This window comes from Acinetobacter calcoaceticus ANC 3811, from assembly GCF_000399665.1.
Classification (GTDB): Bacteria; Pseudomonadota; Gammaproteobacteria; order Pseudomonadales; family Moraxellaceae; genus Acinetobacter; species Acinetobacter calcoaceticus_B.
On sequence record NZ_KB976986.1, the window covers coordinates 3,186,790 to 3,207,834 of the forward strand.

The 21,045-nt window shown below is 39.9% G+C and carries 18 protein-coding genes; 12 read left to right on the forward strand and 6 right to left on the reverse strand.

The window, feature by feature from the left end; genetic code table 11:
* Positions 1–57: 57 nt before the first annotated feature.
* On the reverse strand, positions 58–2,214 hold the full coding sequence (locus tag F935_RS16185) for a TonB-dependent siderophore receptor (RefSeq protein WP_016139868.1): 2,157 nt from the start codon (positions 2,212–2,214) through the stop codon (positions 58–60).
* A 228-nt stretch (positions 2,215–2,442) separates the two neighbouring features.
* Between F935_RS16185 and F935_RS16190 the strand changes: the two genes are divergently transcribed.
* The 5 genes from F935_RS16190 to recJ all read left to right on the forward strand — a co-directional run bounded on the left by F935_RS16190 (position 2,443) and on the right by recJ (position 8,757).
* Complete coding sequence (locus tag F935_RS16190; protein WP_016139869.1) at positions 2,443–3,240, forward strand: oxygen-binding di-iron domain-containing protein; 798 nt, start codon at positions 2,443–2,445, stop codon at positions 3,238–3,240.
* A gap of 194 nt (positions 3,241–3,434) precedes the next feature.
* Positions 3,435–4,901: an IMP dehydrogenase gene (guaB, locus tag F935_RS16195; RefSeq protein ID WP_016139870.1), complete on the forward strand. Its 1,467-nt coding sequence runs from the start codon at positions 3,435–3,437 to the stop codon at positions 4,899–4,901.
* Between the two features lie 149 nt (positions 4,902–5,050).
* Positions 5,051–6,388 (forward strand): phosphoglucosamine mutase, encoded by a 1,338-nt coding sequence (gene glmM, locus F935_RS16200; RefSeq protein WP_016139871.1) that lies wholly within the window; start codon positions 5,051–5,053, stop codon positions 6,386–6,388.
* Positions 6,389–6,399: 11 nt separating this feature from the next.
* Positions 6,400–7,056 (forward strand): pyridoxamine 5'-phosphate oxidase, encoded by a 657-nt coding sequence (gene pdxH / locus F935_RS16205; RefSeq protein ID WP_016139872.1) that lies wholly within the window; start codon positions 6,400–6,402, stop codon positions 7,054–7,056.
* On the forward strand, positions 7,057–8,757 hold the full coding sequence (gene recJ / locus F935_RS16210; protein ID WP_016139873.1) for a single-stranded-DNA-specific exonuclease RecJ: 1,701 nt from the start codon (positions 7,057–7,059) through the stop codon (positions 8,755–8,757).
* 48 nt (positions 8,758–8,805) lie between these two features.
* Here recJ and F935_RS16215 read toward each other — a convergent pair whose 3' ends face one another.
* Entirely contained in the window at positions 8,806–9,573 is a 768-nt protein-coding gene (locus F935_RS16215; RefSeq protein ID WP_016139874.1) for a putative porin, read from the reverse strand.
* Between the two features lie 391 nt (positions 9,574–9,964).
* On the opposite strand from F935_RS16215, the gene prfB reads away from it, so the two are divergent.
* The 5 genes from prfB to F935_RS16240 all read left to right on the forward strand — a co-directional run bounded on the left by prfB (position 9,965) and on the right by F935_RS16240 (position 14,825).
* Positions 9,965–11,060 (forward strand): peptide chain release factor 2 gene (gene prfB, locus F935_RS16220; RefSeq protein ID WP_155237758.1). Its coding sequence is split into 2 segments (ribosomal slippage): positions 9,965–10,036 and positions 10,038–11,060, totalling 1,095 coding nucleotides; the frame shifts between segments, so codons are not numbered across the junction.
* 221 nt (positions 11,061–11,281) lie between these two features.
* On the forward strand, positions 11,282–11,584 hold the full coding sequence (locus F935_RS16225; RefSeq protein WP_016139876.1) for an ArsR/SmtB family transcription factor: 303 nt from the start codon (positions 11,282–11,284) through the stop codon (positions 11,582–11,584).
* A gap of 28 nt (positions 11,585–11,612) precedes the next feature.
* Entirely contained in the window at positions 11,613–12,671 is a 1,059-nt protein-coding gene (locus F935_RS16230; RefSeq protein WP_016139877.1) for an alkene reductase, read from the forward strand.
* A 157-nt stretch (positions 12,672–12,828) separates the two neighbouring features.
* Positions 12,829–14,121, forward strand: coding sequence for a 3-deoxy-D-manno-octulosonic acid transferase (locus F935_RS16235; protein ID WP_016139878.1), 1,293 nt, complete (start codon positions 12,829–12,831; stop codon positions 14,119–14,121).
* A complete protein-coding gene (locus F935_RS16240) occupies positions 14,118–14,825 on the forward strand; it encodes a 16S rRNA (uracil(1498)-N(3))-methyltransferase (protein ID WP_016139879.1) in 708 nt (235 codons plus the stop codon). Before F935_RS16235 ends, F935_RS16240 begins: the two co-directional genes overlap by 4 nt.
* Here the strand turns inward: F935_RS16240 and F935_RS16245 are convergent.
* Together F935_RS16245 and F935_RS16250 are read right to left on the reverse strand one after the other, a co-directional pair.
* A complete protein-coding gene (locus tag F935_RS16245) occupies positions 14,814–15,785 on the reverse strand; it encodes a mechanosensitive ion channel family protein (protein WP_016139880.1) in 972 nt (323 codons plus the stop codon). The two genes, F935_RS16240 and F935_RS16245, sit on opposite strands and share 12 nt — an antisense overlap.
* 115 nt (positions 15,786–15,900) lie before the next feature.
* A complete protein-coding gene (locus F935_RS16250) occupies positions 15,901–16,476 on the reverse strand; it encodes a DUF805 domain-containing protein (protein WP_016139881.1) in 576 nt (191 codons plus the stop codon).
* Between the two features lie 294 nt (positions 16,477–16,770).
* Here F935_RS16250 and acs point away from each other — a divergent pair, with 294 nt between their 5' ends.
* Positions 16,771–18,720 (forward strand): acetate--CoA ligase, encoded by a 1,950-nt coding sequence (gene acs, locus F935_RS16255; RefSeq protein WP_016139882.1) that lies wholly within the window; start codon positions 16,771–16,773, stop codon positions 18,718–18,720.
* Between the two features lie 41 nt (positions 18,721–18,761).
* Here acs and F935_RS16260 read toward each other — a convergent pair whose 3' ends face one another.
* Positions 18,762–19,304: a cysteine hydrolase family protein gene (locus F935_RS16260; protein WP_016139883.1), complete on the reverse strand. Its 543-nt coding sequence runs from the start codon at positions 19,302–19,304 to the stop codon at positions 18,762–18,764.
* A gap of 105 nt (positions 19,305–19,409) precedes the next feature.
* Between F935_RS16260 and F935_RS16265 the strand changes: the two genes are divergently transcribed.
* Positions 19,410–19,823 (forward strand): Lrp/AsnC family transcriptional regulator, encoded by a 414-nt coding sequence (locus F935_RS16265; protein ID WP_014207916.1) that lies wholly within the window; start codon positions 19,410–19,412, stop codon positions 19,821–19,823.
* A gap of 94 nt (positions 19,824–19,917) precedes the next feature.
* Here F935_RS16265 and sfnG read toward each other — a convergent pair whose 3' ends face one another.
* Entirely contained in the window at positions 19,918–21,030 is a 1,113-nt protein-coding gene (gene sfnG, locus F935_RS16270; protein WP_016139884.1) for a dimethylsulfone monooxygenase SfnG, read from the reverse strand.
* Positions 21,031–21,045 lie beyond the last annotated feature (15 nt).

Sequence of the window (21,045 nt, forward strand, 5' to 3'; positions counted from 1 at the left end):
ATTTAAAGCTGCCATAAAAAACGCACTCAATTCGAGTGCGTTTTTTTGTAGGTCATTTTAGTAGTTAAATTTCACTGTAAAATTAATTTGGCGTGGGTTACCGAGTGTCACTAAATTTTCATTTAGTGCACCTGCATAGTAATCTTTATCAAATAAATTACGAATCGCAAGTTGGGCACCCCAATGTCCAGCGTCATAGCCAGCTTCAGTGTCAAATACTGTATAGCCCGGAACGTGAACATCTAAGCCATCGACAGTTTTATATGTTTCACCACGGAATCCACCGCCAACATACCAACCAAGTTTTGATGTTGGGTCAAATTTATAGCGCGCTGACAAGCTATAAGCATGCTCAGGAATATTATCGAGTGCTTTTCCTACATTGCTTGAGTTTGCATCTTTACTAATTTCAGCATCAATCGTGTAGGTATATGCAGCCGTTAATTTTAAGCCTTCTAAAATTTCTGCGCTGAGTTCAGTTTCAATACCACGTGTTAACTGTTCGCCACGTTGTACTTTTTCATTTGGATTTACTAAATCATTAACTACAACATTCTGACGTTTTAAATCATACCAAGCGATAGCACCTTGAATCCGTTGGTCTGGGCTTTGTAACTTCATCCCGACTTCAACCTGTTTACCTTCTTCAGGTTTGAACGGATTTTTATTTACATCAGTACCGCTGTTAGGTGTAAATGAAGTGGCATAGCTAACATAAGGGGCAACAATGTCATTAAGGGTATACATGACAGAGGCACTACCCGTAAAAGCATTGTCTGATTGTTTACTCGCACTACTTGTAACTAAGCTTGTGCTTTGGGTTTGTGCCCAGTCTTGGCGTCCAGACAAGCTTAAAAGCCATTGATCATTGAGTTGAATACGGTCACGAATATATAAACCTGCGTATTTTAAGCGGTTAATATCGTGGTTGCTGACAGGGTCGGAACAGGTAACAGTTTGCCCATATACAGGAGCATATATGTTTAAATCACCTACATTACAACGGTTATTGGTGTAATCACTTTTTTCTTGGAAGGCATCTACACCTATATTGAAGTCATGTTGCATACCATATAAATCAAACTGTTTATTTAAACGGTTATCGATGGCGAAACTTAAATTATCAATAATTTGGTGGCGGCTGTTATTTTTACGGCTTATGGTGGTGTAGTCTTTATCTGCCCAAAAGTTACTACCTGTACGAGCAAAAACCGCAGTGCCATCCATTTCAGTTTTTTGCACGGCAAAATTCTGGTTAAAGTTCCAGCCATTATCAAATGCATGTTTAAACGTATAACCCGTACGATAAACATCTGCCTCATATTTACCGAAATTAGGATCGCCAATATACAAGCTTCGGTCTATAGCGCCGTTAGGATTATCTTTTAAAGTACCAATTACAGGCAAACCTTGTTGACGAATATATTCGCGGTGCTGATAGCTTGCGATTACAGAGAGGTCAGTGTTATCACCTAAGTCGAAATTGTAAGAAGGGGAGATATAGTAATTTTTAAAATACACATAATCTGTCGGGTCATCTTGGTCAGAGATGCGGCCATTTAAACGGAAAGCACCTTTTTCACTATTATTAGGGCTATAGTTTAAATCGAATGTACCTTCTTTTAAGTTATAGCTGCCATAAGTCATGCTAGCACGCGCAAAGTTTTCTGCTTCAGGTCGTTTAGTGACTAAATTCACCATGCCGCCTGGCGCAACCAAACCGAAATTAATAGAGGCTGGGCCTTTTAAAACTTGGACCTGATCCATGCCCGATAGTTCAGCTGCTACAGATGGCGTTGGAGAACTTTGACCGATTCTTAAACCATCTACATAAACCGAATCGGAAGAGGTCTGGCCTCGAATAACAAAATCATCCCAACCACGACGACCAAGTTTTCCAGCTTCAACACCTGCAATGCCTTCAAGTGCATCTGCTAGAGTTCTAGCTTGTTTCTGGTCGAGCTGTTCACGAGTCACCACAGAAACCGATTGAGCCGTCTTAAATAAGGGTGCATCCGATTTTAAGGCAGAGGTTGCTTTTGTTGCGACATAGGCAGAGCTGGTTTCTTTTTGCGCCTGAATAGAAATTGTGGGCAGCACACTGGTTGAATTTTGTTGTTCTGCTGTTTCATCAGCATGACTTGCTGTCATTAAGCTAAAAATAGCAACTGCTAACAATGTTTTGGAGCTTGAAAAATAAGGTGCTTGGTTCATGGGAGGCCTAGGCAGCGCAAAAGACAAAACTGATAATGAGAATTATTTTAATTTATTATGTTTTAATTTTAAATAACATTATGATTCATTTATAAAATAAGAAAAGCAAAAGCTATTTTAAAATATTATGAGAAAAATAAAGCAATTCATTGCAAGAATTGTTGAATCCCTTTATTTTAGTATGGATATAAAAATATCTAATATTTAAAGTTTTTTTGGGGAAATTGTATGGGGTTTGAAAAAACAACATCGCAGATACTATTTGATAATGGCATTCATAAATGTATTAGTTTTACCAGTTTGGTCAAAGGGGAAGGTATCCAAGCCAATCAATTTTTAATTATTGATCATGAGCGCGCTGCTGTAATCGATCCGGGTGGCGATTTGACCTACGTTCCATTAACGATGGAATTAAATAAATATACACGCTTGAAAAATCTAGACTATGTGATGGCTTCGCATCAGGATCCAGATATTATTACTTCAATGCCGCGCTGGTTAGTCTATACAGACGCTAAAGTGGTGGCGTCAAAATTATGGGCACGTTTTCTACCGCACCTAAATTCCTCATTTATGAGTGAACGTATGAAAGGGAATTGGGAAGATCGCCTAATTGAACTACCTGATCAGGGTCAAGTGATTCAATTGGGGGAGTCAAAGCTTGTGGTAGTTCCTGCTCATTTTCTACATTCGGTCGGTAATTTTCAGTTTTATGATCCAGTCGCTAAAATTCTATTTTCTGGCGACATGGGCGCTTCGATTGTTGAGGATGCTAATCAACCTCTAACAGATTTCGATATGCACGTTCTAAAAATGAAAGCTTTTCACCAACGCTATATGTGTTCCAATAAGGTTATCCGTTTATGGGTAAACATGGTTCGCCAGATGGATATTGAAATGATTGTTCCACAGCACGGCAGCCCATTTATAGGTAAAGAAATGATTAATCGGTTTTTGGACTGGATTGAGCCTTTACCTTGTGGTGTCGACTTAATGACAGAACAAGTTTTTAGTTGTCCTGCCTAAATATAATGTCAAATGAGCAACCCAGATAAAATTCTGGGTTGCAAAAACATAGATTAAAAAATAACGTTAAAACTATAATAAGTGGGAATTATTTAGAGCAGCTCTACATCTATTGCTGAAAAAGGCAAAGATAATATGAAAATTGCATTGAAATTTGTTTATAATAGCTCACGGAATTTACCAGTGAGATTGTTATGCTGACCATCGTTCAAGAAGCGCTAACCTTCGATGATGTCTTATTACTTCCTGCCTACTCTACTGTTCTCCCAAAAGATGTCTCTCTAAAGACACGTTTAACTCGCGGCATTCATTTAAATATCCCATTAGTTTCAGCTGCAATGGATACAGTGACTGAGTCACGTATGGCGATTGCGATGTCACAAAATGGTGGTATCGGGATTTTGCACAAAAACATGGATATTGCTGCTCAAGCTGCAGAAGTACGCCGTGTAAAGAAATTCGAAGCGGGTATGGTGAAAGACCCTATCACTGTAACGCCTGAAACTACAGTACGTGAACTGATTGCAATTACCACTGCTAATAACATTAGCGGTGTACCTGTTGTTAAAGACGGCAAGGTTGTTGGTATTGTGACAGGCCGTGATACGCGTTTTGAAACCAATTTAGAACAACCTGTTAGCAACATCATGACAGGCCAAGATCGTTTAGTCACTGTGCGTGAAGGCGAGTCTAAAGAAAATATTCAAGCATTATTGCAAAAACACCGTATTGAAAAAGTCTTGGTCGTTGGCGAGAGCAACGAACTTAAAGGCTTAATTACAGTGACTGACTTCCGCAAAGCTGAGAGCTATCCAAACAGTTGTAAAGATGATCTTGGTCGTTTACGTGTTGGTGCTGCGGTAGGTACAGGTGCTGATACACCAAGTCGTGTGGAAGCATTGGTTGAAGCTGGTGTTGACGTAATCGTTGTTGATACAGCACACGGTCATTCAGCTGGTGTAATTGAACGTGTACGCTGGGTGAAACAAAACTTCCCTCAAGTACAAGTGATTGGCGGAAATATCGCAACTGGTGATGCTGCATTAGCATTATTAGATGCAGGTGCAGATGCTGTAAAAGTGGGTATCGGTCCTGGTTCTATCTGTACAACTCGTATTGTGGCAGGTATTGGTATGCCACAAATTTCTGCGATTGACAGCGTTGCTAATGCATTGAAAGATCAAATTCCTTTAATTGCAGATGGTGGTATCCGCTTCTCTGGCGATATGGCAAAAGCGATTGGTGCGGGTGCAAGCACAATCATGGTTGGTTCACTTCTAGCTGGTACTGAAGAAGCACCTGGCGAAGTTGAGTTTTTCCAAGGTCGTTACTACAAAGCATATCGTGGTATGGGTTCATTAGGTGCAATGGCGGGAGCAACTGGTTCTGCTGACCGTTATTTCCAAGATTCAAAAGCGGGTGCTGAGAAGTTAGTACCAGAAGGAATCGAAGGCCGTGTTCCATATAAAGGCCCAATGGGTAACATCGTTCATCAAATGATGGGTGGTTTACGTTCATCGATGGGTTATACAGGTTCAGCTGTGATTGAAGATCTTCGCCAAAACGCGAAATTTGTGAAAATCACTTCAGCGGGTATGTCTGAGTCACATGTTCACGATGTAACGATTACTAAAGAAGCTCCAAACTATCGTGTTGGTTAGAATTTGGTAACCAAAACAATGAAGAAAGCCGTCATTACACTGACGGCTTTTTGTTTTTGGTGTAAAGTAAAACTGAAGAAAAGAAATATGGCGGAATTGCCATATATGAAGTGAGCCACCGCTGAAGTGGCGTAAGAATGAGATAAGCTATGAGTTATTTTGGAACGGATGGTATTCGTGGAAAATTTGGGCAAATGCCTATTACTCCAGAGTTTGCTTTAAAACTCGGTTTTGCTGCAGGGAAGGTATTAAAACGAACGAGTCCAAAAAATAAACCGCTCGTTGTATTAGGAAAAGACACACGTTTATCTGGTTATATTTTAGAATCTGCTTTGCAGGCAGGCTTAAACGCTGCTGGCGTATATGTTCATTTACTTGGCCCGTTACCAACACCAGCAATTGCACACCTTACTCGTGCTTTGCATGCACATGCAGGTATTGTTATTTCTGCATCACATAATCCATATTATGATAATGGGATTAAATTCTTTTCAAGTGAAGGCAAAAAATTACCGGATTCATTACAAGAAGAAATTAACCGCGAATTAGAAAAAGATTTATTTATTGAGGACACTGCAAACTTAGGTAAAAGTGTTCGTGTAAATGATGCAAATGGTCGCTATATCGAATTCTGTAAATCTACATTCCCCTACCACTTTGATTTAAATAATTTAAAGATTGTGTTGGACTGTGCTCATGGTGCGGCATATAGCGTTGGGCCTTCAGTTTTCCGTGAGCTAGGGGCAAAAGTTGTTGCTTTATATAATGAACCAGATGGCTTAAATATTAATGAAGGCTGTGGTTCAACACATCCTGAACACTTACAAAAAGCAGTGGTTGAGCACGAAGCAGATTTAGGTATTGCCTTTGATGGCGATGCTGACCGTGTTGTGATGGTCGATAAGTTTGGTAACTTAATTGATGGTGACCATATTTTATATATTTTGGCGACTCAGGCGCAAAATAAGCCAGCGGGTATTGTTGGTACTGTCATGAGTAATATGGCACTTGAAGTTGCATTTGAAAAAGCAAATGTTAACTTTGTTCGTGCAAAAGTCGGTGACCGCTATGTATTACAGGCTTTAGAAGAAAATGGTTGGGTGATAGGTGGTGAGCCTTCTGGTCATATTTTAACCTTAGACAAGAGTACGACTGGTGATGCAATTATCGCCGCACTTCAAGTTTTAACTGTGATGGTTGAGCAAAACAAGGCTCTTCATGAATTGGTTCAAGACTTTAAATTATTCCCACAAGTTCTTTTAAATGTACGTTTAGAACAAATGCTTGATCCATATTCTATTCCAGCATTGGTAACTGAATTTGATAAAGCTGAAGCACAGCTCAAAGGCCGTGGGCGTATCTTGATTCGTAAGTCAGGAACAGAGCCTGTGATTCGTGTCATGGTTGAAGGTGACGATGAGCAAGAAGTGAATGCTTTAGCTCAGCATTTAGCAGATTCAGTTCGTTCACAAGCACAAGTCGCATAAGGTGCCATGACATGAGTGATGTCATCAAAGATTTAAGTGAATTACGCTTGAGCTATGAGCAAGGCGAGTTGTATGAGGGGCAGGTTGACTCTAACCCTCATCAGCAGTTTCTTGGTTGGTTTAACCATGCTCTAGCAGCCAATTTGCATGAACCCTATGCCATGTCATTAGCAACAGCAAGTGCGAATGGTAGACCTCATGTTCGAACAGTATTGTTACGTGGGGCCACAGAAGCTGGTTATGATTTTTATACGAATTATGACAGTCAGAAAGGTATAGATTTGGCAGAAAATCCTTATGCCGAATTATTATTTTACTGGCCAAGTCTAGAGCGTCAGGTAAGAGTTGGTGGTCATGTAGTTAAAATTGCTGAGCAAGAATCTACAGATTACTATCTTAAGCGACCACGTGATAGCCAGATTGCAGCACATATTAGTACTCCACAAAGCGGTAAAATTGAAAGCCGAGAGCTGTTACAGCAACGTTTTCAAGATCTACAGCAGCAAGTTGAAACTCGTGAAGTGCTTGATAAGCCAGAGTTCTGGGGAGGCTATCGTCTGCAACCAGATTATTATGAATTCTGGCAAGGGCGACCAAATCGTTTACATGACCGCTTGAGTTATGAAAAAATCGACGGTCAATGGACGCTGCACCGACTGATGCCTTAAATGACAAAAATACAAATCAAACAAAGACCTTTATTGACACGCCCTGAACAGTTTCAGGGCGTGCCTCCGTTTATTGCCGAGATTTTGGCAAGGCGTGGAGTACAATCTGAGCAGGAATTAGAATTAAAGCTTAAGAATTTACTTGCTCCTCAGCTCAAGGGATTAGAAACCGCTGTAGCTTTAATAGATCAAGCCATTGATGAGCATGAAAAAATTGTTATTGTTGGGGACTATGATGCTGACGGTGCAACCAGCACAGCGTTAATGGTATTGGCGCTTCGTGATATGGGAGCACAAGTCGACTATTTAGTTCCAGACCGATTTAAATATGGTTATGGGCTTACCCCCGCAATTGCAGAGCTTGCATATCAAACTTATCAGCCCGATTTATTAATTACAGTCGATAATGGAATTTCCAGCCATGCTGGGGTTGATACAGCCCATGCATTGGGCATGCAAGTTATTATTACAGATCATCATTTAACAACTAAAGAAACACCTCCGGCAGAAGCGGTGGTTAACCCAAATCAGTTAGGTTGTGATTTTCCAAGTAAAGCGCTTGCAGGGGTTGGAGTTGCTTTTTATGTGCTGGCCAATTTGGCAAGTTTACGTAGCAGACAAGGTAAAAGCACAAGTAAAGTCACTCAATATCTAGATTTAGTCGCTTTGGGAACTTATGCGGATGTTGCTGTATTAGATTATAACAACCGCATTTTAGTGGATGCAGGCGTGAAGCGCATTCAGCAACATCAATGTCGAGTTGGAATATTGGCACTGTTGGATATTGCTGGGCGAGAGGCGTCGTCTTTGCGTGCACAAGATCTAGGTTTTGTTTTAGGTCCGCGTATTAATGCTGCTGGGCGTATGGAGAGCATGCGTATAGGCATTGAATGTTTATTAGCAGATTCTATGGAAACAGCTTATCCGATTGCTCAACAATTAAATCAGTTAAATATAGAGCGGCGACAAATTGAAGGGGAGATGAAGCAGCAAGCTTTATCTGCTTTAGATAGTTTGCAACTCTCAAAAGAAGATATTCCACAAGCTCTTGTACTCTTTGAAGAGAGTTGGCATCAAGGTGTGATTGGAATTGTAGCAGGACGTTTAAAAGAACAGTTTCATCGACCAGCTATTGTCTTTGCACCAGATGAAGATGGTGTGCATATTAAAGGATCTGCGCGTTCAATTGATGGTGTACATATCCGAGATATGATTGAACAGGTTGCTGAACAACATCCAGAATTGGTGAGCCATTTTGGCGGACATGCGGCAGCAGCAGGTTTAACGATACGTAAAGAAAATTTTGATGCTTTTAAAACAGTTTTTACTGCCTGTGTTGCAGCTATGGAAGAATCTCTTTTTCAGGCTACTTTGTGGACAGATGGAGAGTTACCAGCTTCGGCTTTGCAACTAGATACATTGGACTGGATAGAACAGCTTGGACCATGGGGGCAAAAATTCCCTTTTCCTCAGTTTGAAGGACACTTTAAAGTTGTTGATTATCGCTGGCTTAAAGAAACACATCTAAAGCTTAGATTAGCCCTTGATCAATATACTTTTGATGCGATTGCTTTTAATGCCGCGGGAAGATTTGAATTTGATCCTATGCGAAATGAAGTTCATTTAGTCTATGAGATTGATCGTAATGTATTTAAGGGCAATGTAAATTTACAATTGCGTATTGTGCATTTAAACCAATAAAAAAATCCGCTCATTTGAGCGGATTTTTTTAGAAACTTTTAGACTAGATTAGAAACGGTAGCCTGCACGAACACCATAAGTGTTGTCGTTGTCACCGAAACCAATACGACCTTCAAGACTTACTTGTTGATTTAAGAATTTTTTAGCATTAATACCAAATTCATCTTTATCAGTTAAGTCGTTATTGTAGTAATCCACACCAAGACTTAAAGTTTTATCGATGTAGTAGTCACCACGAACTTTATATTCGTCTAGGTCACCAAACGCACCGAACGCTTCAAGGTTTACGTCATGTTGACCTACTTGAGTTACGTATTTAGCACGAACTGTTGGATCAGCGCCGTCTTTACCGTCTTTTTCGTCGTAACCTTTAACACCTAGCGCAAGTAATAAACCTGGAGCTGGTAAATAACCTACTTCAGCTGCATAAGTTGTTACTTTACTATCAATATTGGTGTTATCAATTTCACGCTCAGTACGACCTACATCACCGCTAAGGTAGAAATCTGAGTTAGGAACATAGTATTCAACACCTACGCCATACTGAGTGTCTTTTGTACCGCTGTTATCGCCATAGTTGATAAGTGCGTTAACATTACTTGCACGGCTTAAAAAAGCTGCTTCAGCAAGTGGAGCGTTACGAGTTTGAACAGGATTAAAGTAATAAGTCCCGTCAACACCGAATTTACTTACGCTGCTACCGTTGTCTGGATCAAGATAATTGTAAGAACCACCAACTTCAGCTTGGTAAGCGTTTGCTGCGCCACTTACTGCGAGTGCAGATAAAAGAGCTGATGCAATTGCTAGTTTTTTCATGGAATCTCTCCCCTCTAAAAAGCGATTTATAAATGTTTTGTTACAAGTTTCAGTCTAGAGGAAAATGAGTTAGCGTCAATCTTGTGCAAGTAACCATACTGTAACTATGTGCTTTTTTTGTAAATATGTTTAACTTAAGTATTTGATTTTAAAATTTAAAATTAGAATGTTTTATTTTATTAAAATTGAGGATATTTTGTGTAGATCATAAAAAATGCTGTAAAAGTACCCAATTTTGTATGAGGATGTTACTAGTTAAACTTAAAATGAACTGAAGAAAAATTAGAAATCAGATGAGTGAAATATAATGAGAAATACAAAGCAGGTTCGAAGATAACCGCAGCTATGCTAAAATAATTGACTGTTTATCTGCTCTTATGGGAACACTCGCGTGGAAATTAATCCTTATCTAAACCAATTGAAAGACTTAACTGATCGTAGCCAAACACTACGGGGGTATCTTTGACTACGATCTGAAAAAAGAGCGTTTAGAAGAAGTTTTACGTGAGTTAGAAGATCCTGCGATCTGGAATGACCAAAGCCGCGCTCAGGCCATGGCGAAAGAAAAGGGCGAACTAGAAAACGTTATTAATGTATTGGATGGGTTATCAACACAACTTGAAGATGCAAAAGCAATGTTGGATTTGGCTGTAGAAGCCGATGATGAAAGCTTGCTTGAAGATGTTCAGTCTGAACTTGGCGCTGCTGAAGATGAACTGGCTAAACTTGAATTCCGTCGTATGTTTAGTAACCCAATGGACCCGAATCCTTGCTATGTCGAGATTCAATCAGGTTCAGGTGGTACCGAAGCACAAGATTGGGCATCTATGCTATTACGTATGTATATGCGTTGGATTGAACGTCATGGTTTTAAAGCAGAGCTCATGGAAGTATCTGATGGTGACGTAGCTGGTATTAAGTCTGCAACGATTCGTGTTGAAGGTGAATATGCCTATGGTTGGTTACGCACAGAGTCAGGTGTACACCGTTTAGTTCGTAAATCACCATTTGACAGTGGTAACCGCCGTCATACTTCGTTCTCGGCAGTGTTTATTTCCCCAGAAGTTGATGACAATATTGAAATTGATATTAATCCTTCTGATGTTCGTACAGATACTTACCGTGCATCTGGTGCAGGTGGTCAGCATATTAACAAAACCGATTCGGCAGTCCGTTTAACTCACACTCCAACAGGTATTGTGGTGGCGTGTCAGAACCAGCGTTCGCAACATGCTAACCGTGACCACGCATGGAAACAGTTACGTGCGAAATTGTATGAATTGGAAATGCAAAAACGTAATGACGCAGCTCAAGCGCTAGAAGACTCGAAGTCTGATATTGGTTGGGGAAGTCAAATTCGTTCATATGTATTAGATGATTCGCGTATTAAAGATTTACGTACGGGTGTTGAAAACTCTAATACAGGTGCTGTTCTTGATGGTGACCTTGATCGCTTTATTGAGGCGAGCTTAAAACAAGGTTTATAAGAGTCTGCTGAACTTTTAGTTTAAATACAGTTCATCTATGAATATGTAGAACTCTTGGATTTTTAGCGATTAAAACGGCAAAGCAGTTCAGTCTTCGAATGTTAATCGAAAAAATGCGATATGAATATCGAAAAAAACAGATATGAATATCGCGGAAATGCGATATGATGTTTTCGAAATGCTGAATAAAGCTTTGTTCGTTTAAAAGACGTGTTGAGCCTATGGATATTGATGCAATTAGCAAAGCCCTTTCCAATCCGCTACGTCGGCAAATTTTGCAATGGTTGAAAGAACCTGACCATTATTTACCAGTGGAAGAGTGTGGTGGTAGTTTTGAGAAAGGTGTTTGTGCAGGTCATATTGAGCGGTTGGGCAAAGTAGCGCAGTCTACAATGTCGAATCATTTGTCTGTTTTACAACAGGCGGGCCTAATTCAGGTCCAAAAATATGGTCAATGGTCTTATTTTTCACGTAACGAAGCTTTGATTCAGCAATATATCGAACATTTAAAACAAACACTTTAACGATATTAAAGTGTAAGTCGAGGCGACAATGGCTGAACTCAATACTCCTTTAACGGTTGGTGATTTTGAAATCAAAAATCGATTAGTAATGGCTCCATTAACGCGTGCGCGTAGTGGTGAAAGTCGAGTACCTAATGATTTAATGGTTGAATATTATCAACAGCGTGCAAATGCTGGTCTTATTTTGACTGAAGCAACAGTGATTGGTTCAAAAACTGTAGGTTATGCAGAAACCCCAGGATTATGGTCACAAGAGCAAGCACAAGCTTGGAATAAAATTATTGAGGCAGTTCATGCTCAAGGTTCAAAAATTGTAGCTCAACTTTGGCATGTGGGTCGTATTTCGCATCCTGAACTTTTAGATGGTGATATTCCTGTTGCACCAAGTGCAATTCAACCTGCGGGTGAAGTGAGTTTATTACGTCCTAAACGTCCGTATGTAAAACCGCGTGCACTTTCACTTGAAGAAGTGAAAGAGGTTGTTGCTCAATATAAACATTCAGCAGAATTGGCTAAAGCAGCTGGTTTTGATGGTGTTGAATTACACGCAGCGAATGGTTACTTAATTGACCAGTTCCTTCAAAGTAATACGAATCAACGTGATGACGAATACGGTGGTCCTGTTGAAAACCGTGCACGCTTATTATTAGAAGTCGTTGATGCATTTATTGAAGTGTGGGGCGCTGGCCGAGTAGGTGTACATATTGCACCACGTGGTGATTCACACGATATGGGTGATGAAAACCCGTTAGCAACTTTTGGTTATGTGGTTGAACAATTGAGCCAACGTAATGTTGCTTTCATCTTCTCTCGTGAATATGAAGCTGCTGATAGTATTAGCCCTAAACTTCGTGAAAAATTTAATGGTGTATGGATTGCGAATGAGAACCTAACACCAGAGTCAGCAAAACGTATTTTGCATGATGGTGAAGCTGATGCAGTATCTTTTGGTAAAGCATATATTGCCAACCCAGATCTTTTACAGCGTTTAGAGCAAGACTTACCTTTAAATGAACTTCAACCAACAACTTTATATGCGAAAGGTGCTGAAGGTTATACAGACTATCCAACGCTAGAAGCTTCATAATTTTTTGAACAGATGATTTACTGACTTATTTGATTTATGGGCTCAGTAAATCGCTTTTCCTTGTAATGGTAGAGTTTAGGTATCGAAACTCTGCCATTTTTTCTATCTATGTTATATTTTCCCCAGTTTTAAACTTTGACTATTTGAGGCAAACCGCTTGGCGACCCCATTTTGGTACAACACCGCACTCCATTTATTAAAACCTTTTTACCACTGGCGGATAAAAAAACGTGCAGAAAGCCAGGAATTATATAATCAGGAATGTCTTGAAAGATTTGGGCCGTTTGAATCTCCGAAAAATGTGAGAGCAATTTGGTTCCATGCTGTTTCGGTTGGAGAAACCAATGCTGCGCAGCCTTTAATCGAGCATTATCTTAAACTTGGACAACCTGTTTTGGTTACCAATACGACTAAAACCGGGCAGGCACGCGCTAAATCATTATTTTTAAAAGCACCTTATTTAGATTTATTTCAAGCAGTTTATTTGCCTGTTGATCAAAAGCATCTTTTAAAACAATTTTTTGAGTTGTATCAGCCAAAACTTTTAGCATTGGTTGAAACTGAACTTTGGCCAAATTTAATCGATCAAGCCAAGCTACAACAGGTTCCTTGTTTATTGTTAAATGCGCGGTTATCAGAAAAATCAGCTAAAGGTTATAGTCGAGTTTCAGGTCTAACAGCAGGAATGCTGAAACAAATTGACTGGGTGTTGGCACAAGATAATGCTACTCGTCAACGCTATGTCGAGCTTGGCTTAGATCAACAAAAAAGTCAGGTGGTTGGAAATATTAAATTTGATATTCACGCACCAGAAGCATTTATAAATCAGGCAGCAAAGTTACACCAGCTATGGTATTTGGGCCAACGAAAAGTACTGACAATTGCCAGTACACATGCACCCGAAGAACAACAAATTTTGCAGGCACTTCAGCCTTATTTAAAGTCAGATCCAGAGTTAGTTTGTATTGTCGTACCTCGACATCCTGAACGTTTCGACGAAGTATTTGAAATTTGCCAAAACCTAGATTTAATTACTCATCGTAGAAGTTTGAACCAAAGTATTCATCCGAGTACACAGGTTTATCTAGCTGATAGTATGGGTGAGCTTTGGTTATGGTACGCCTTAAGTCAGGTGTGTTTTGTGGGTGGTTCTTTAAATGAGCCGGGTGGTGGACATAATATTTTAGAGCCTATGGTTTTGAATGTGCCGACCGTAATTGGACCTCGTTACTTTAATTTCCAAACCATTGTCGATGAATTTATTGACGAAAATGGTGTGTTGATTGCTCAAGACGCTGAGCAAGTTGTGGCAATTTGGATGGCATGTTTAGCTGAACCTGATCAGAGCCAACAAGTGGTGGAACAAGCGCATAAAGTCTTGCAACGTAACCAAGGTTCATTGCAAAAACATATTGGCGTAATTAATCGGTATTTGGCCGATAAATCATGAATATCGTTTTGCTAGAACCTGAAGATGTTCAGTCAGACACGTGGTCAATTCATTCAAAGCGCCAATTACAGCATTTACGTGAACATCTTGATATTACGGTGGGCCAAAATCTAAAAGTTGGTGTTCGTAATGGCGCTCGTTATACGACCGAGATTATTTCGATTAACGAGCAAGAAGTTTGTATAAGCCCTATTAGTGAAGAAGCTGTCCCTGCAAAACTCCCGGTTCATTTAATCGTAGCTTTACCTAGGCCCAAAGTTTTACGTCGTTTAATCATGGACAGTGTGACTTTAGGGGTCGAAAAGATTAGTCTGATTCATAGTTATCGCGTCGATAAAAGTTATTGGCAAACTCCATTTTTGCAACAACTCGACAACTATGTGACTTTAGGGCTTGAGCAAGCAGGTGACACGATTGTTCCTGAAATTCAAATGTACAAACGCTTTAAACCTTTTGTTGAAGATGTTTTGCCAAGCTTAATTTCGAAAGAAACACCCGCTTATGTGGCTCATCCTTATGCCGAGCAGAGCATGCCCGTCAATATTCCACATGCTTGTAGTGTAGTTGTTGGACCTGAAGGTGGTTTTATTCCCTATGAAATTGATTTGCTCACAAAAAACGGCTGCCAAGCTGTGAGCTTAGGCAACCGTATTTTAAGAACTGAAACGTCTATTTCTTATATTTTAGGTCGTTTATTTAGTTAATGCTTCAGGGTTTAAAAGTGGCTGATTTGCTGCCATTTTTAATTCCTGAATTGGGTAAGGAATATTAATTCCGTTCGCATTAAAAGCTTGTTTGACCTGAGCTTGAATGGTGCTCGTAGATGACGAAATATCAGTTTCAGTCGTATCAACCCACCAGCGTACAGTCAGGTTAACCGAGAAATCTGCTAACGCTGTAACGTTAACCGAGAAGGCTGGCTGACTGAGTACATTTCGGTCATTATTAAGAATATCTAAAATAATCTGCTTGGCTTTTTGTTCGTCATCTTCGTATCCAATTCCGACTACAAACTCACAGCGTCGTTGTTGATAAGCAGTATTTACAGTTAAAGCACTTGTATAAACAGTTGCGTTTGGAATAACAATGCGACGGCCATCTGGCGAGCGTAAGAATGTTGCACGAATTTGAATATCTTCAACAGTTCCTTCAAGCGAATTGACAACAATGGAATCGCCAATGCGGAATGGCTCGCTTAATAAGATTAAGATGCCTGACAGTAAGTTTTGAAAGATGTCTTTAAATGCAAAACCAATAGCGACAGAACCAATTCCAAGAGCACTCATAAGTTGCCCTGGTGTAAACCCTGGAATCGAGATCACTAAAGCAATTAAGAAACCAAAGAATAAAATCGCTGTACTGCCTACACGGTTTAAGACCAAAACGAGGTTTTGGCGCGTGTAAGAGCGGTTTTCTAAGGTTTTACGAACAAAGAACTTAAATAATTTGGTCAGTAGCCAAAAAATAATAAAAACGATAATCGCAATACATATATAAGGCACACGTTCCCAGAAGTTATCCACGATTTTATCAATTGTGGTATAGGCATCATGATACTTTTCGGTATGCGCTAAAACCGTTTGAGTGGTTTTAGTACCCGCTTCTTGCAAAAGTTCGCCTGTATTTTTTGCGACATCCGTTAAGGATTTTTGTTCATCAGCCACGGCAAGTCTCAATTAAAAAAAAATTTATGAAAGCGATTTTCGGCTTTCATCATAGTAGGAGATAAAATGTGCGCCTACTATAATGAGTTCATCTAAATAATAAAGTGTTTTTTAATTAAAAGTATTCCGTTCCTTTTTGTAAGATTTGTGTCGGTGTTTCTAAGGTATCAGTCCCTGAGAAATAATAAAAAATTCCTGCTGTTGAAATAAGGCTAACTAAAATAGCGACTAAAATAAGCCAAGCCATGAGTTTTTCTATAAACGTTGCTGGTCGAACAGGGCCGTACTCATTTGGACCTGCTGTACCTGAGGCAAGCAGTAAATAAATCATAAAAAAGAACTGAACAACTGGAATGAACAACAGTAATCCCATCCAGCCACTCTTATTTAGATCGTGCAAGCGTCGAACAACGAGAACAATATTTAAATAAATTAAAAACAGCGAAAAAGCCCAGACCACTAAAGCACTGGCTCCAGAAAGAGAGCTATAAAATTCAAAATTAAATAAATTGCTTGAAAGCTGAAAACTTCCAAGAAATGAGGCCAAAATGAAATAGCCCAAGAGGGTGACTAAATAAATCAGTCCATAACCACCTAAATAGCTCATACGATTAAAGCGTCCATGAATTGAAAACGGACTATCTCTAAAAGGGAGCTGAGGTGGGCGTGAGGAGCTTGTTTGGGCAAACATATTATTTTATTCCTGTGTTGCGTATGAGAGACAAAATAATCTTTGTTGATGATCAAAACCATCAAATCTTGCAAAAATTATAAAAGTAAAAGCTATAGACAAATGTTTTAAATCAACTTAATTTTATAAAAATGTTCACAATTTCGTATGCTTGAGTAAGTGGTTAATATATGACCAAAGTCGCATTGTTTGGACTTTGAAAGAGTCATCATACTGCAAAGGCATGCAAATAAGATCCAGTAAAATAATAGCCACAGTCTCGAGATGGGATGCACAAGATCAAGGAAGTTGCGTATGAATGAGATCTATCCAGTACCAGAGGAATTTAAAAAAACAGCTCGTACTGTTGAAGCAGACTACTTTAAACGTTATCAACACTCTATCGAGAACCCTGATGAATTCTGGGCAGAGCAAGCTAAAATTGTCGATTGGATAAAGCCATTTACCCAAGTTAAAAATACGAGTTTTGACAAAGACAATTTCAAAATTGAATGGTTTGCTGATGGTGAGTTGAACGTGTCAGCAAACTGCCTAGACAGGCATCTTAAAGAACATCCACATAAACCTGCAATTATTTGGGAAGGTGACCATCCTTCTCGTCATAAAATCGTTTCTTATAAAGAATTACACGACGAAGTCTGCCGCTTTGCCAACGTTTTAAAGAAATATGGTATTGGTAAAGGTGACCGTGTTGTGCTGTATATGCCAATGGTGACAGAAGCTGCAATTGCCATGTTGGCCTGTACTCGTATTGGTGCGGTTCACTGTGTGGTCTTTGGTGGGTTCTCGCCAGACTCTTTAGCAAGCCGTATTGAAGATAGCCAAGCTAAACTGGTGATTACCGCAGACTCAAGTCTACGTGCTGGAAAACTCTTACCACTCAAAGAAAATGTTGATTTGGCTCTAGAGTTGCCGGGCACAGAGTGCGTTGAAAATGTAGTGGTGGTTTACCGTAATGCGAACCCGATTGAAATGAAACCGGGCCGTGATTTGTGGTATCACCTCATTATTATGGAAGTGGATGCAAACTGTCTTCCAGAACCTATGAAGGCTGAAGACCCCTTATTTATTCTCTATACATCCGGTTCGACAGGTAAACCGAAAGGTGTTTTGCATACTACAGGTGGTTATCTGGTGTATGTGGCAAGTACCTTTAAAGAGGTCTTCGATTTAAAACAAGATGATGTGTACTGGTGTACAGCCGATGTAGGCTGGATTACAGGACATAGTTATTTGCTCTATGGCCCACTTGCAAATGGTACTACAACTTTAATGTTTGAGGGTGTACCTCAGTATCCAACTTGGGCACGCCTTGGCCATGTGGTCGATAAGCACAAAGTCTCTATTTTATATACGGCCCCAACCGCGATTCGCGCCATGATGCGAGAAGGTGATTCATTTGTACGTGAAAGTAACCGTAGTAGCTTGCGTTTACTTGGTTCGGTCGGTGAGCCTATTAACCCTGAAGCTTGGAACTGGTACTACAACGTTGTTGGTGAAGGTCGCTGCCCAATTGTTGATACATGGTGGCAAACCGAAACAGGCGGTATTTTGATTGCACCATTACCGGGTGCAACAGCTTTAAAACCGGGTTCAGCAACACGTCCATTATTTGGTATTCAACCAGCCATTGTAGATGGCGAAGGCAATGAGCTAGTAGGGGCTGTAGAAGGTAATCTGGTCATTAAAGATTCATGGCCGGGCCAGATGCGTACCATTTGGGGTGACCCAGACCGTTTTATTGAGGCGTATTTCTCGACCTTTAAAAATACCTATTTTACAGGTGATGGCGTCCGCCGTGATGAAGACGGCTATTATTGGATCACAGGTCGTGTTGATGATGTTTTGAACGTTTCTGGACATCGTCTGGGTACTGCTGAAATTGAAAGTGCTTTGGTGTCACATGAAACTGTGGCAGAAGCTGCCGTCGTGGGAATGCCTCATGACATTAAAGGGCAGGGTATTTGTACTTTTGTGACCTTGCAAGCGGGTGTTCCAGAGTCGGAAGAACTACGTAAAGAATTAATTAATTGGGTGCGTAAAGTGCTTGGGCCTGTGGCTTCACCTGATGCACTACACTGGGCACCAGCATTACCTAAAACGCGTTCGGGTAAAATCATGCGCCGTATTTTAAGAAAAATCGCGGCAAATGAGCTTGATAGTTTAGGTGATACTTCAACTTTGGCTGAACCTGCTGTGGTAGATCAGCTCATTGCAACGGTTTACCCCGATAAGCAAAGCTAATTTTAAAAAAGCCCCATTTGGGGCTTTTTTATTAAGCTTTATTAAGAGCTTGCTAAAAAATCAGTAGTATTTTGTACATTCGCAAACGTGCTAAGGGCAGTTAAAAAAGCAGTTTGTACATCTTCTGCTTTTGCAGTCTTCCCAGCATAGCTTAAATCACGAGTTGCGGTGGCATCTGCAATTAAGATGGGTTGATAGCCCAGTTCTTTGGCTGCACGTGTACCTGAATCAATACACATGTGAGTCATCATGCCTGTAATCACGAGTTGCTCAATTTGATGTGCTTTTAAAAGTTCATCTAAATTGGTTTCTAAAAAACTGTTTGGATAATGCTTTATCACGATTAATGACTCATCGTGAGCACTAAGTTCAGGGTGAAGTAAAACCCCATCTGTATTTTCTTGGAAGAAACTCGCTTGTGGCGGGTTAATATGTTGTACATAAATAATTGGTAAATTTTTCTCGTTAAAATATTGTTCAAGCTGCTTTATTTTTTCTAACGCTTGCTCTGGTCCAACCAATTCCATTTTGCCATTTTTAAAATAATCATTTTGTACATCGATAACTAATAGTGCTTGTTTCATAAGAATAATCTTGTTGATATGAGATAAAACAAGATTATTATTTACTGGCAAAATCGGCTATAGTCAGCTGAAAGCATTACCGCCAGTTTTCTTTCACCATGAAAAATGAATATTGAATTAGACCCGATTGATCTAAAAATTATTGCATTGCTTAAACAAGATTCTCGACTAACCAATAAAGATATTGGGCAGCGGGTTCACCGGACAGGGCAGGCGGTGGGTGCTCGAATTGCTCAGTTAATGGATGCTGGTGTCATCAAAAACTACACTATTGCCGTGCAGTATTCACATAAACAATTTATTCATTTGCATTTAAATGAACAACGCGCTTTTGAAGAAATTGAAAATTTGGTCAAGCAATATGAACAAATCGATGAATGCTTTAAAGTCATGGGCAATGCGTGCTATATGATCGTAAGCCATTTTGAACCCGCAGCATTAAATGAATTTATCGAGAAACTTTCAAAATGGTGCCGTTACTCGGTTGAAACAGTGATTCGAGAAGTCGAAAAATCTTAAAAAAATAAAGGCTCCAAGCCGAGTCTTGGAGCCAATAAGTCTTTATTTTTAATTTATTGTTTTTATTCTCTTGCGCTGCTTTAAATGAAGTTTTTTAGGCTGATTTGGCTTGAATTTCTATCTCCTTTTCTTGTTGAAGTTCTAATTGGCGAACGAGTGGTAGAACTTTTTCCCCAAAATATTCTACTTCTTCAATGAAATGTAAGAATCCAGAAAGAATCAAATCAACACCGACATCTTTAAGCGCCACAATACGCTCTGCAATTTGCTGGGGTGTACCAATTAAATTGGTTTTAAAGCCATCGTTATATTGCACCAAATCTTCAAAACTTGATTTTGCCCAGTTACCTTGTTGCTCTGGAGAAGCTGCACCTGCTTCACGGGTGGCATCGCCAAAAGCATTTACCGCTTCAGTGTTGGCTTTATCAATAATTTCTTGAAGTACCGCTTTTGCTTCTTCTTCGGTATCTCTGGCAATAATGAACGCATTTACACCAATTTTGACGTGATGGTTATTGGCTTTTGCTTTAGTGCGAATGTCTTCGACTTGTTTTTGAATTTCTTCTACGGTATTGCCATTGGTGAAATACCAATCAGAAACACGAGAAGCCATGTCACGTGCAGCACGTGAGCTGCCGCCTTGAAACACTTCAATATGAGGCTTTTGCAGAGGTTTTGGTTTAAGTGTGTAGTTTTGGAATTGATAGTATTTACCATCGAAACTATAGTTATCGGTGGTCCAAATTCCTTTTAACGTACGAATAAATTCTTCAGAGCGGACGTAGCGTTGATCATGCTCTGGCCATTCTTCACCAATCGCATCAAACTCTCCTCTAAACCAACCACTCACCACATTAATGGCAATACGGCCTTCAGTTAAATAATCAATTGTTGCAAGTTGCTTAGCTGCGAGTACCGGTTTCCAGGGGCCGGGCAGAATAGCAGCAATCACCTTAAGTTTTTCAGTTTTTGCCAGTAATGCATGACTGAAACTTACTGATTCATGCTGGTTTTCTGCCCCATAGCCCGCCGTAAAACGAATTTGGGTGAGCGCATATTCAAAACCATTTTTTTCGGCAGCCTGAGCAAGTCGAACATTGTAGTCGTAACTCCAGTCTGTACGCTGTTCGATGTTACTTACTACAAGGCCACCGCTTACATTTGGTACCCAATAAGCAAATTTAATCGGTTGTTGTAATTGCGTCATGGTGTGCTCTCCCAA

Bases quoted from the DNA above. Each gene is read 5' to 3' on its own strand.
- F935_RS16185 (WP_016139868.1), bottom strand. From the start codon at position 2,214: ATGAACCAAGCACCTTATTTTTCAAGCTCCAAAACATTGTTAGCAGTT.
- F935_RS16190 (WP_016139869.1), top strand. From the start codon at position 2,443: ATGGGGTTTGAAAAAACAACATCGCAGATACTATTTGATAATGGCATT.
- guaB (WP_016139870.1), top strand. From the start codon at position 3,435: ATGCTGACCATCGTTCAAGAAGCGCTAACCTTCGATGATGTCTTATTA.
- glmM (WP_016139871.1), top strand. From the start codon at position 5,051: ATGAGTTATTTTGGAACGGATGGTATTCGTGGAAAATTTGGGCAAATG.
- pdxH (WP_016139872.1), top strand. From the start codon at position 6,400: ATGAGTGATGTCATCAAAGATTTAAGTGAATTACGCTTGAGCTATGAG.
- recJ (WP_016139873.1), top strand. From the start codon at position 7,057: ATGACAAAAATACAAATCAAACAAAGACCTTTATTGACACGCCCTGAA.
- F935_RS16215 (WP_016139874.1), bottom strand. From the start codon at position 9,573: ATGAAAAAACTAGCAATTGCATCAGCTCTTTTATCTGCACTCGCAGTA.
- F935_RS16225 (WP_016139876.1), top strand. From the start codon at position 11,282: ATGGATATTGATGCAATTAGCAAAGCCCTTTCCAATCCGCTACGTCGG.
- F935_RS16230 (WP_016139877.1), top strand. From the start codon at position 11,613: ATGGCTGAACTCAATACTCCTTTAACGGTTGGTGATTTTGAAATCAAA.
- F935_RS16240 (WP_016139879.1), top strand. From the start codon at position 14,118: ATGAATATCGTTTTGCTAGAACCTGAAGATGTTCAGTCAGACACGTGG.
- F935_RS16250 (WP_016139881.1), bottom strand. From the start codon at position 16,476: ATGTTTGCCCAAACAAGCTCCTCACGCCCACCTCAGCTCCCTTTTAGA.
- acs (WP_016139882.1), top strand. From the start codon at position 16,771: ATGAATGAGATCTATCCAGTACCAGAGGAATTTAAAAAAACAGCTCGT.
- F935_RS16260 (WP_016139883.1), bottom strand. From the start codon at position 19,304: ATGAAACAAGCACTATTAGTTATCGATGTACAAAATGATTATTTTAAA.
- F935_RS16265 (WP_014207916.1), top strand. From the start codon at position 19,410: ATGAATATTGAATTAGACCCGATTGATCTAAAAATTATTGCATTGCTT.
- sfnG (WP_016139884.1), bottom strand. From the start codon at position 21,030: ATGACGCAATTACAACAACCGATTAAATTTGCTTATTGGGTACCAAAT.